The organism is Pedobacter faecalis, assembly GCF_030182585.1.
Taxonomy (GTDB): domain Bacteria; phylum Bacteroidota; class Bacteroidia; order Sphingobacteriales; family Sphingobacteriaceae; genus Pedobacter; species Pedobacter faecalis.
This window is the reverse complement of record NZ_JARXOW010000001.1, coordinates 359,997-372,480: the sequence shown is the minus strand read 5'-3', so window position 1 is coordinate 372,480 and position 12,484 is coordinate 359,997. Positions and strand designations below refer to the sequence as shown.

Below are 12,484 nucleotides of genomic sequence, written 5' to 3'. Positions count from 1 at the left end.
CGTTTAGTCCGCGAGCTCATTAACCGTGTATACTGACCTCAGCTCATTTCTGAGGTTGTAATTGGAAGCCATTACTTCTCCATATGCCCCCGCACTTCTTAGCGTAACGAAATCGCCACGAAAGGTTTCCGGAAGCTCCACTTCCTTCCCAAAACAGTCAGTACTCTCGCAAATTGGGCCTACAATATCATATTTTATCAAGTTGGCTAGCTGAACGTGCTCTCTCCTGCTCAGATTTTCAATCTGATGATAGGCCTGGTAAAGTGCCGGACGCATCAGTTCAGTCATACCAGCATCAAGTATGACAAAATTCTTCTTTTTGCCATTCTTCACATATAGAACTCGGCTTACCAGTGATGCGCATTGACCTACCAGTGCCCTCCCCAGTTCAAAATGCACCTCCTGATTAAGCCGAACTTCCAGAAAATCACGGAATATTTTAAAATAGGCGTCAAAATCAGGAATCTGATTGTCCGGATTATGATAGTCAATACCCAGTCCACCCCCAACGTTGAGAACTTTAACAAGAAACCCACGCTCCTCAAACCATGAAGCAAACTCGTTAACGCGTACACAAAGGTTTTTGTATACGTCAAGATTGGTAATCTGTGAGCCGATGTGGAAGTGAATACCAACAAAGTCGAGCTGAGCCGATTGTTTAAGCATCTCGGCACATGCCGGTAAATCCCACGAATTGATCCCGAACTTGTTCTCATCCAGCCCAGTAGTGATATTATGATGTGTATGAGCATCTACATTCGGATTGATACGAATCGCAACCCGGGCACGCCTTCCATGTATTTCAGCAAGTCCGTTAATGACTTCCAGTTCCTGGATGGATTCAACATTGAAACAGAAGATATCGCTGTTTAGCGCGGCTACAATTTCCTTATCAGATTTACCCACACCAGCAAAAACGACCTTACGCTTATCAAAACCTACCTCCAAAGCTTTACTTACCTCGCCACCGCTTACACAATCAGCACCCAGTCCGGCGAGCTTTATCGCATCCAGAACCTTCGGGTTAAAGTTTGCCTTCATCGCGTAATGCACATGAAAATTATATACCTTAGCCGCGTCGGCGCAAGCTAGCAAAGTTTGCTGAAGCAGGTTGAGATCATAGTAGTAAAATGGGGTTTCCAGCTCAGCAAAATCAGAAATATCTTTAGAAGAAAACATCGTGTTTAAGTTTCTTATTATCAGTTTTATTGTATTTTGCGCACTTATCTACGCAGGTAATTATATCGACTATCGCAATGGGCGGATCAGCACTTATGAGTACAATAAGCGAAAACGATTTTTTATTCTGTTATTGCTAATTGTAGCTGCAGTTTTGTTTTGGCTTAAACGGCGTTAGTCAAAAAGCCGGTTATGCAGACTTTTCAGCGCTTCCGCCTTATCCTCAGTATTAATTAGCAATGAAATATTGTAATCACTTCCGCCGTAAGATATCATTCGCAGCGGTATGTGCTTGATAGCATCCAATACACGCGCCGCATATCCGTGCTTTTCGGCACTGAAATCTCCAACTACGCAAACGATTGACTGGTCGCGGTCAACCTCTACTGTTCCGAATGCAAGCAGCTCTTCTTTAATTGCTTCCAGGTTGTCCGTCATATCAACTGTCAATGATATGGCTACCTCAGACGTGGTAATCATATCAATCGGTGTTTTGTAACGCTCAAATATTTCAAAAACCTTTCTTAAAAATCCGTAAGCCAGTAACATTCTGCTTGAATGGATCTTAATTGCAGTAATTCCGTCCTTCGCAGCTATGGATTTAATTTTCCCTTTTTCGCTTTGAGTGGAAATCATCGTGCCGGGGGCACCCGGTTCCATAGTGTTAAGCAAACGCACAGGAATCTGATATTTTTGTGCAGGAAATACCGACTGCGGATGCAAAATCTTCGCGCCAAAATATGCTAATTCAGCAGCTTCATCAAATGTTAAATGGGCAATGGGTTTAGTCCCTTTTACAATACGCGGATCATTATTGTGCATACCGTCAATATCGGTCCATATCTGCACTTCTTCAGCCAATATAGCCGCACCTATGAGCGATGCCGTGTAATCACTCCCGCCACGTCTGAGGTTGTCTACTTCGCCAAAACTGTTCCGACATATAAACCCTTGAGTGATAAACAGCTTGTTATCTGCATGTTGATCCAGCAAAGGCTTAAGGTGAGTCGTTGCATAAGGAATATCAGGTTCATTGTCTTCATCAATTTTCATGAAGTCCAGCGCAGGCAAAAGTACCGAAGCAATGCCGATAGACTTCAGATAAATGTGATATAAAGTGGTAGATAAAAGCTCGCCCTGCGCCAGAACAACCTTTTCCTCCAACGGTGTGAAAAGATCACTCGCCAGGTTTGTCAAAAAGCCGAAATGATAGTCGATCAGCTCCTGACCTTGTTGCCGGTATTGCCCCTCAGGCAAGAGGTCGGCCACAAACTCGTTATATTTCTCCTTCAATGCTCCAATGAGATCAAAGGCTTTCTGTTTCTCTTCTGCTAAAAGTTTGGCTGAAATCTCGACTAAACTATTTGTGGTGCCGGAAACTGCTGAAAGAACTACGATCTGCTCTTCAGCCGGATTAATGATATCCAGCAATCTTCTCATTCGCTCAGGGCTTCCTACTGACGTTCCTCCAAACTTTAATACTTTCATTTTCTTTCGGAATATTTAAATTTTATCGTCTGTTTATATTATGTAAATGATGTTATACCTATATTAGGGCGTGAAATTAAATAAAATACGCAACAAACCTTCAGATTATTTTATTTGTTTCCAGAACATCATATAAAAAAAGATACAATTTAATATGCAGCTAGAAACAGGAATCCAACGTACGGTAAACGAGTGGTTAAATGGTAATTATGACGATGCTACCAAGCAGGAAATCAAGGATTTATTGGATCAGCAGGCTTATACTGAGCTTACTGACTCATTTTACAGGAACCTTGAGTTTGGCACCGGTGGATTAAGGGGCATTATGGGAGCCGGCTCTAACCGCATAAACCGTTATACCATTGGGACTGCTACGCAAGGATTGAGCAACTATCTTTTAAAGAAATACCCTGCGGAAAAAATTAAAGTAGCCATAGCGCACGATAGCCGAAATAACTCAGATGTATTCGCAAAGGTAACAGCTGATGTGTTTTCTGCCAATGGCATACACGTATACTTCTTCAGCGCCCTGAGGCCAACACCTGAATTGTCTTTTGCCATTCGGGAATTAGGCTGTAAAAGTGGCGTAATGCTTACAGCGTCTCATAACCCAAAAGAATATAACGGTTACAAGGCGTATGGCGCCGACGGCGGACAATTTACTTCCCCGGACGATAAAATGGTGATGGAAGAGGTTGCGGCGATAACAAGCATAGATGAGGTGAATTTTAACCGCATCGACGCGAATGTTGAGTTTATCGGTGAAGATATCGACCAGCTTTATCTGAATAAAATCAAAGCACTGTCGGTTTCACCCGAAGCGATCTCGCGGCAGAAAGATCTTAAGATTGTTTTCTCTCCGATCCACGGGACCGGTATTACGCTTGTCCCCCAGGCATTGAAGCAATTTGGCTTTGAAAACGTGTCCCTGGTTGAAGAACAAAGTACACCAGATGGAAACTTTCCCACAGTAATATATCCCAACCCGGAAGAAAAAGAAGCGCTTACACTTGCACTGGAGAAAGCTAAAGAAATCGACGCCGACCTCGTACTGGCTACAGATCCGGACGCTGACCGCGTGGGTATCGCAGTAAAGAACAGCAATGGAGATTTTGAGCTGTTGAACGGCAACCAGACTGGAAGCCTGCTCATCAATTACCTATTGAGCGCCTGGGAAGAAAAAGGCAAACTCACCGGGGAAGAATATATTGTGAAAACGATTGTGACATCTAACCTGATTGATACCATAGCAGCTGCGAAGAACGTTACCTGTTACAATACACTTACCGGCTTTAAATGGATCGGCAAGATGATGACCGAACTTGAAGGCAAGAAGACCTTTATAGGCGGGGGCGAGGAAAGTTATGGCTACCTTATCGGCGAGCTTGTGCGCGACAAGGATGCAGTTATTTCTTGTGCATTCATAGCTGAAATGACTGCGTTTTATAAAGATAGGGGCAGCAGTTTGTATGACGCGCTACTTGACATGTACGTGAAGTACGGCTTTTATAAAGAGGAGCTTGTGTCGATAACCAAAAAGGGTAAGTCGGGCGCTGAAGAAATAAAAGCCATGATGGAAAAATTCAGAACAAATCCGCCTGCGAAATTGGGAGGCTCAGACGTTATCACGCTTAAAGACTACGAATTGGGAATCGAAACCGACATAAAATCAGGTAGTAAGTCTCAGTTAGCTTTACCTAAGTCGGACGTGCTTCAGTTTGTGACCGAAGACGGGAGCATCATTTCGGCAAGACCATCAGGCACAGAGCCTAAAATTAAATTCTACTGCAGTGTTAACGCGCCGTTGGCCAGCGGGGATGCTTTTGCAGCAGTCAATACTGAACTCAGTTCAAAAATCAAAAATATTATTAGTGATTTAGAGGTTTAACCTCTAAATCACCTTTCAATAAGTCGAGGTTGCAGAACAATTTTTACCATACTTCGCTGCTCTATTTGTTTTTCCGTTTTATTACGGGTCAACTCCTGTAATAAAATATCAATGATCTTTTCAGCCATATCTTCTATGGGCTGATCTATAACGCTAATCGGCGGTGTATGCAAGCGAAAGACGTCATGGTCGTCATAAGATACAATATCAAGGTCGGGACCAAGCGATCTATCCAAATCTTTTAATGCACCCAAGCCCTTTATTGCCAAATAGTTGGTCGAAAATAAAACCGAGTCAATTTCAGGTTGTTCACTGAAAAGCTCAATCAATTGAGCGGAGATAGCCAGATCACTGCTACCAAACGCGACTGCCCTGTAAATCTCGTCGTTAAATGGTATTCCAGCATCAGCCAGAGCCTGTTTATAACCCAGAAAGCGGTTATTCATCTGATCAACGTCAAGGTCAACCGTAACAAACCCGATATGCTTCTTACCTTGGTTTATTAAATGCTGAGTAGCCAGATATGCTCCGTTAAAATTATCTACACCAACAAAATTGACATCCAGGTCATGCAGGTTCCTGTCAAATATGACTACAGGGATTCCCTCACCCACCAGCTGCTTTATTTCAGCCTCCATTCCCGGCACCGGAGCTATAATATAAGCGTCGACCTTACGTGCCTTAAACATGTCGATCAGTTCCTTGGCCTTGCGAACATCGTTTTCTGTACTTGAGTAACTGATTTTATAGCCAAGCTTATATGCTTTGTCTTCAATCTTCCTCGCAATGCTGGCAAAAAAGGGGTTAGAAATGTCTTCCACAATCAAGCCTATGGTCTTGGTATTTCCGGTCCGCAGGCTTCTGGCTACCTGGTTCGGAACGAATTCCATCTCTCTTATTATCGACCGGACATTGTCGATGACAGGTCTGCTGATCCGCATTTTCTCGCCCTTCCCGTTAAGAATGAAAGAAACTGTCGTGATAGAAACTTTAGCGCGGGTCGCTATGTCTTTTATTGATGTAGGTTTCATCTAATTTGTCCCTCTCCTTTTATAATCCATTTTTCAGTTACTAATTTTTCTAATGCGAACGGCCCGCGGGCGTGAAGCTTCTGCGTCGAAATCCCTATTTCCGCACCCAGGCCAAACACTTCCCCATCTGTAAATCGTGTTGATGCGTTTAAATAAACTGCTGCTGCATCTACTTCATTCAGGAAACGATCTGCCGCTTCGTTATCTTCTGTCACAATCGCTTCAGAATGCTTCGAGGAATGCATCGCAATATGTGCTAGCGCTTCAATTAATCCGGACACGACTTTCAAGGAACACTTGAAATCCAAAAACTCCCTCCCGTAATCTTCCGCGCCTGCACGTTTACGATAAGGATATCCGGCTTCATGTAGCAATTCATAACCTAAAGGGTCGGCAAAAACCTCGATTTTATATGGTAAAAAAGCTAAGGCTAAAGCCTTGATAAATTCAGCAGCTACGAATTCATCGACCAATATTGTATCCAATGCATTACAAACTGACGGACGCGAACTCTTCGCATTCACGACAATGTTTACGGCCTTATGCATATCTGCCGTTCGCTCTATATAGGTATGGCATACTCCTGCTCCGGTTTCGATAACGGGAACCAGCGAATTTTCCCGGACGTAGTTAATCAACTGCGCAGAACCACGCGGAATAATCACATCGATATAGTGTTTGGCCTTAAGGATGTCAAGGATGTACTTTCGGTCGGCAGGCAACTGCTGCACTACATCCCTGTTCACGCCGGCCTTGCTGAGAACGTCTTGTATAAGCCTAATGATAAAGGCATTTGTGAACTGTGCATCCTGCCCACCACGAAGCAAGCACGCATTTCCAGAACGCAAACATAACGCGGCAACATCAACGGTAACATTAGGCCGCGATTCATAAATAACACCAACAACACCCAGGGCTACAGTTTTCTTTTGAACCAAGAGGCCATTATCCAGTGTCTGCTCCGAAATGAGGCAACCAGTGGGATCGGGCAAGGCCGCTATTTTCAACAAACTGTCATGCAGCGCGGCAATACGACTTTCATTGAGCTTTAATCGATCGAATTTAGGATCCGCCCCACTCATCCGCGCGAGGTCCTTCAGGTTTTCTGAGATGATCTCACCGCTATTAGCGCTCAGCATTTGAGCCAATTGCCTTATAATAGCCTGTCTGCCAGCATCTGTCATGCCGGCTATTGCTGGTTTTGCACGCAGTGCCCGATCCAGTTGTTCTTGTATCACTTTCATTATAATATCACAATGTCGCTGGCATTAGCGATTTCCAGGTTATGTTTCTTAAGTTCAGAAGTAAATCGTTCAGAAGACATTCTTGCCCGGGCAACGGCAACGATTTGCTCCTGTTCATCTACGATTTCAAATATTTCCCCGTCAGAGAAATGCGCTATAACTGATTTCAGGCCAACTGCCAACAAACTTTTACGCTTCCTGATAGCCTCGCAGGCACCACTATCTATCATCAGCCTACCGGTTACCAGGCTTCCGCTCGCCAGCCATTTGTTCCGGGCCGAGATCGAGGCGCTCCGTGGCTTGCAATATGTACCTGTTTGATGTTCCACAGCCTTCAATACACCATCCGGCGTACGGGCCCCAAATATTACGACACCAATACCCATCGTCGATGCAAGATGAGCAAAGGTGAGTTTCGAAGTCATACCCCCTAATCCTACGTCTGAAGTCTTTTTATTGGCAAGAGAGAATGTTTCATCATTAATAGAGTCAATCTGGCTTACAACCGCTCCCCCGCTATCCAGTACTCCAGGAACAGATGTGCCAAGAAGAATTAAAGAAGCGCCGAAACCCACACCTAGTAAGGTGGCAAGTTCATCATTATCAGAAAATCTAAGTTCCAGGTTACTGACAACATCATTTTCATTAGCAATAGGTATAATACCGCTCTTCCAAAGCTCTTCGTAAGTTTGTTTTAATTGAAGAAATTGCGCTCTTTTCGAAAAATGCTGCCGTTCGCACAAACTTTGAGCAATGGAGATGCCATAGGGCTGGAAATACTTAGCGTACATATTCAACAACAGCGGATTACCAATAGCCGCAGCTGCTTTCCGCTCCGTAATGCGTCCGCGATAGTTGGTCAGATAACGCTTACCTGCCGCAACAGCACCTGAAGACACCAGGATAATGTGGTGTTTTTCATTCAAGATAGCCACCTGTCTGGTAATATCGGCAATAACGCTTTCGTCGATCTCTCCCTGAGGCGTTGTGATAGAAGCTGAACCCAGCTTCAAAACAAGTATAGACTTGCTCATTAGTTTGTTTGTTTAAAAAATATTTAGGTTGCCTTGCGAAAATATACAAAATACACCTTTACGCCCAAACAGTTCCATAAAAAAATCCTCCTGAGCTTTCGCACAGGAGGATTTAGGTTCGGCATTTTTAGGTACTAGACCAGCGTGGCATCCAGTGAAATATCAACGCTGTAGGCCTTACTCACCGGGCAATTCTCTTTAGCACCCTTGGCAATCTCCTGAAACCTGTCTTCCTCTATACCGGGGATACTTGCTTTGAGGACAAGATTAGAACTTGTGATCACCCCGTTGTCGATAGTAACGGTGCCTGTAGTCTCCAACGACGCTGGATTGAAGCCAGCCTCAGTTAAATCCAGGCTCAGTTTCATGGTGAAGCAACCCGCATGTGCTGCTGCCATAAGCTCTTCCGGGTTGGTACCTATACCTTCTGCAAACCTGCTATTGAAAGAATACTGGGTCTGATCAAGTACTTTACTACCAGTTGTTAAATGACCAGAACCTTCTTTAATTGTGCCATTCCAAACGGCTGTTGCATTACGTTTCATAATTATATAGTTTTTGATTTGTCGCGATTTTTATTCAGTTTAATCTTTATTTTACCATCCTCGCCATCAGTTGCCAGTAAATGTAACACTATTCCTTTCATCCTCCGCGCTTTAATTTCCTTTTCATCTGTGAGATCCTCATCCTTTTTTGGATTACGGAGCGGCACGTCCACCGCGATATTGGTACCCTCATTCATAGAATAAACTCCCGAAACGTCCATATTCAACACACTTGAACTGATCTGCATAGGTTTTATCATAATCTTCTCTCCACGTATGTCGAACCGCCCCTTCAGGTCACTGAATGTAATATTATCCATATCCCGGAACGGAAAGGCAAATTTGCCCACGTTCTTTACCGGTTCAAAATCTTTCAGTACACCTTTTCTTAAAAGAAACGATACATTACCATTCATCGAGTTTCTGACCAGTTTGCCCTCGTCGTTCACAAGCCCCCCTACTTTAGCCTGCGCGTTCATGAAACCCTGGAGATTTGCTGCAGTTAATGACGTTAGCCCAAAATTATCAAACGCATAGAAAAGTCGCTTCACGTCCACATTATTCAATACTGTGCGGATGCCAAAACGGTTGACTCCCCGTTGCTGTGTCACCGCACCGTTCAAAGTTAAAGACCCGCCGGCATGGCTGAGCCTGACATTCCTGAGTTGAATGCCAGATTCTGAAACTAACAGCATGGCTTTTACATTGCTGGCCAGAAATTTATTATAGTAAAGCTTGTCGACGCTTACATTCATATCTACGTTACTACGTTCAAACGCCTCATTAAGGTTGTCCGAAAAATTTGACTGCGGTGTTCGCCTTTTAGCTTTAGGCTTTCGGGTTCCAAGAAAGCCCGCGAACTCTCCCAGATGTATCTCCGGACTTTTTACCTGCCAGTTAAGGACAATTTTTTCAGGAGCGTTGTAGTAAAGGTTCAAAAAGTTTTTGATAGAACCTTCCATAAACACCTTGCTTTTCCCGCTTTGCAGTTTTATGTTTCTGATGAATAGATCGTTATCCGTGAAATCAAGCGAGATTGCTGTGTTCTTAAAACGCACTTTCCTCGGAACGTACGTTACATCACCGTTTGTTATCGAAACTTTCCCTTTCAAGTAAGGTTTGTTGAGCTGAAAATCAACAATACCCGCTTTGTATGCGAGTGTCACATCCGCCGTGCCTTCACCAAACTTAAGCATGTTATCGCCTATCACATTGTTGAGCTTAATTATTGCGAAGCGTGACTTAAACACACCTGTAGCCACCGGATCGTCAAGGTTCACGATCGACGCGGTATCGATTGAAAAAGGAATCTCCTCATAAGTGCCCCTGAACTTATAGAGTTTAATAGCCGAGTTTTCGTCCCCCTGCGGCTGAGAGGCGAGATTTTTATTCGTGAAAGTTCCGGTAAAATCACATCCCTTTACCACGCCACCCGGACTGCTTAAAACGTTATCTTTTACGATCGCCTTTACGTTAATAGTGGGATCACCGCCCGGGCCCATATCCCCAGCTATATTGCAATATACATCTATAGGCTTATCCAGGTTAAACATATTTAATTTAGCAGATATATTGGAGGCCAGTAAAGCCGCGGCTTCGCGCCAGCGTATATCGTTGACTTCAATATTAATTCCAAACCGCGTATCGGGCACTGATGTATCAAAACGGCCACTTATGAGAAAAGGGCGATTTCCGATCTTGAGTTCATTAGGCCAAACTTCCAGCATGCCTGTCTTAGCGGTATAACTGATTTTGAACGGCCCTTCCAGTATCTTGTCTTTAATAAAGCTTCCTTTTCTTGTGTTGAAAGCCAAGCTCCTGGCCATCGTCTTCAAACGAATATCTGCTGTCCAGTCCGACCAGTTGTAGTCGACCGCCGCATTTAGCCTGTCTACGTTAAAGTGAAACTTTTTATAACCTTTCTGATTGTCGAGTACAAAGTCGACGTCACTTAGATTTAACCTGCCGATCTCAAGATCTCCCGCCCCACGATCAGACTTGTCTGTACCGCTGCCACCCCGTCCGAATATTGAACTGTTGCTGTAACCCGTACTATCCGTATACAGATAGATGGCCGCCTTATGAATACTGATCTTATTAATGTCAATGGTGCCCGTTACGAGTGCTAAAGCGTTTACCGCGATTTCGAAATCTTCCGCTTTTAGCAGAGTATGTCGATGCTTTTCCCAATACCGATCCTTAAGGAGCACATTTTTTAGTTTGAAGGAAACAGAGGGAAATCCCGACAGGAAGGTTGGATCCATGCTTTCCACGGTCATCCTGCCGTTCAGATTTTCATTTAATTTCTTTGTTATACTTACGAGAAGTTGTTCCCTATTAAAGTAAACATAGGCCGCAATGGCCATATACATAACAAGCACAACCAAGACAAGCACACCGAATATTCTAATGGCAATTTTAGACCACTTTGGCATATAGCGTTTATCATCAAACGCTTAACACCTGAATTTGTTTGGCTATCCTGCCACCGACTTTGGCTGTAGTCCTAAAGCAGCGGATGTTTCATTACGGACTGAGTCCAGAAGTTCAGGATTGTCGCTCAGTTTTTGTCCGTACGACGGAATCATATCCTGCAGTTTACGTTGCCATTCTGGCGAATTGACGCGTTCAGGGAAGCAACGCTCCATTAAAGTCAGCATGATAGATACCGCTGTTGACGCCCCCGGGGAAGCACCAAGCAATGCCGCGATCGATCCGTCGGCAGCTGTCACCACTTCCGTACCGAACTCTAGTATACCCCCATGTTTCTCATCTTTCTTGATCACCTGCACACGTTGCCCGGCAGTCTCAAGCTGCCAATCTTCCATCCTTGCCGTTGGTAAGTATTCCTTTAAGGCTTCTAGCCTGTCCTCTGGCGATTGCCTCACCTGGTCAATCAGGTATTTGGTCAGCTGCAGGTTATCTAAGCCAGCAGCGATCATCGGACGTATATTGTTGATCTTAATCGACAAAGGCAGATCTAATAACGAGCCGTGCTTCAAGAAGCGCGTAGAGAACCCGGCATATGGGCCAAACAGAAGCGCTTTTTTCCCGTCGATCATCCTGGTATCGAGGTGCGGTACCGACATAGGCGGCGCGCCTACAGAAGCTTTGCCGTACACCTTGGCATTGTGCTGCTCAATCACCTCCGGATTGGTGCACTTCAACCACTGCCCGCTCACCGGGAAACCGCCAAAACCATTACCCTCAGGAATCCCTGATTTCTCAAGCAATGGCAAAGATCCGCCTCCGGCGCCTATGAACACAAATTTAGCTTTTAATGTACGTTTATTGCCGCTCGTCTCATCCTTAACTTTAACGTGCCACAGTCCATCCTTTTGTTTCAACTTGCGGACCTCATGAGCGAAATACATGTTTACATTCTCCTGCTTTTGCAGGTGACCAAACATCATTCTTGTTAGAGATCCAAAATTGACGTCAGTCCCAAGATCCATACAAGTTGCCGCAACTTTCTGGCTACTGTCCCTTTCTTCCATTACAATAGGCATCCATTCAGCCAATTGTTTCGGATCTTCAGAGTAAACCATTCCCTCAAAAAGCCTGCATTCCTGAAGCTTATTATAACGTTCACGCAAAAATTCAACATTTTTCTCCCCCCACACAAAGCTGATATGCGGAATGGGCTTTATAAAATCTGCCGGCGATCCCACAAGTCCGTGCTTCACCAGGAAGGTCCAGAATTGCTTTGATACCTCGTAAGACTCGGCAATAGAAACAGCCTTCTTTGTTTCAACGGTACCATCCGCACGTTGCGGTGTATAATTCAATTCGCAAAACGCAGAGTGCCCTGTACCGGCGTTGTTCCAGGCGTCTGAACTCTCTGCAGCAGCTACATCTAACCTTTCAAAAATCTCAATAGTCTGATCAGGCTGCAATTCTTTCAACAATACACCCAAAGTAGCGCTCATGATCCCAGCGCCAATCAATATCACATCAACCGTTTGCTCCTGATTACTAGTCTTACCTGTCATTTCCGAAATTTTGTGCAAAAGTACGATTCTTCAGCAAATTAAACGCACTTCAAAGCCTTTTGATTTAGATTATATGGCGTTAA

Annotated in this window: 9 protein-coding genes; 1 reads left to right on the top strand and 8 read right to left on the bottom strand. The window is 44.3% G+C overall.

The annotated features are described in order from the left end of the window. Positions 1 to 3: 3 nt before the first annotated feature. Entirely contained in the window at positions 4 to 1,179 is a 1,176-nt protein-coding gene (gene lysA, locus QEP07_RS01695) for a diaminopimelate decarboxylase (protein WP_285008229.1), read from the bottom strand. Between the two features lie 174 nt (positions 1,180 to 1,353). Then, positions 1,354 to 2,667, bottom strand: coding sequence for an aspartate kinase (locus tag QEP07_RS01690; protein ID WP_285008228.1), 1,314 nt, complete (start codon positions 2,665 to 2,667; stop codon positions 1,354 to 1,356). 154 nt (positions 2,668 to 2,821) lie between these two features. Here QEP07_RS01690 and QEP07_RS01685 point away from each other — a divergent pair, with 154 nt between their 5' ends. Continuing rightward, positions 2,822 to 4,555 (top strand): phospho-sugar mutase, encoded by a 1,734-nt coding sequence (locus QEP07_RS01685; protein WP_285008227.1) that lies wholly within the window; start codon positions 2,822 to 2,824, stop codon positions 4,553 to 4,555. A gap of 8 nt (positions 4,556 to 4,563) precedes the next feature. On the opposite strand, the gene QEP07_RS01680 is transcribed toward QEP07_RS01685, so the two are convergent. The 6 genes from QEP07_RS01680 to QEP07_RS01655 all read right to left on the bottom strand — a co-directional run bounded on the left by QEP07_RS01680 (position 4,564) and on the right by QEP07_RS01655 (position 12,419). After that, entirely contained in the window at positions 4,564 to 5,586 is a 1,023-nt protein-coding gene (locus tag QEP07_RS01680; protein WP_285008226.1) for a LacI family DNA-binding transcriptional regulator, read from the bottom strand. Further along, positions 5,583 to 6,830 (bottom strand): glutamate-5-semialdehyde dehydrogenase, encoded by a 1,248-nt coding sequence (locus QEP07_RS01675; RefSeq protein WP_285008225.1) that lies wholly within the window; start codon positions 6,828 to 6,830, stop codon positions 5,583 to 5,585. Before QEP07_RS01675 ends, QEP07_RS01680 begins: the two co-directional genes overlap by 4 nt. Next, entirely contained in the window at positions 6,830 to 7,864 is a 1,035-nt protein-coding gene (gene proB / locus QEP07_RS01670; protein ID WP_256006176.1) for a glutamate 5-kinase, read from the bottom strand. Before proB ends, QEP07_RS01675 begins: the two co-directional genes overlap by 1 nt. Positions 7,865 to 7,998: 134 nt before the next feature. After that, entirely contained in the window at positions 7,999 to 8,409 is a 411-nt protein-coding gene (locus QEP07_RS01665) for an OsmC family protein (protein WP_256006179.1), read from the bottom strand. 2 nt (positions 8,410 to 8,411) lie between these two features. Beyond that, positions 8,412 to 10,844 carry an AsmA family protein gene (locus QEP07_RS01660; protein ID WP_285008224.1) on the bottom strand — a complete coding sequence of 811 codons (2,433 nt, stop codon included), beginning with the start codon at positions 10,842 to 10,844 and terminating at the stop codon, positions 8,412 to 8,414. A gap of 42 nt (positions 10,845 to 10,886) precedes the next feature. Continuing rightward, positions 10,887 to 12,419 (bottom strand): malate:quinone oxidoreductase, encoded by a 1,533-nt coding sequence (locus tag QEP07_RS01655; RefSeq protein ID WP_285008223.1) that lies wholly within the window; start codon positions 12,417 to 12,419, stop codon positions 10,887 to 10,889. Positions 12,420 to 12,484 lie beyond the last annotated feature (65 nt).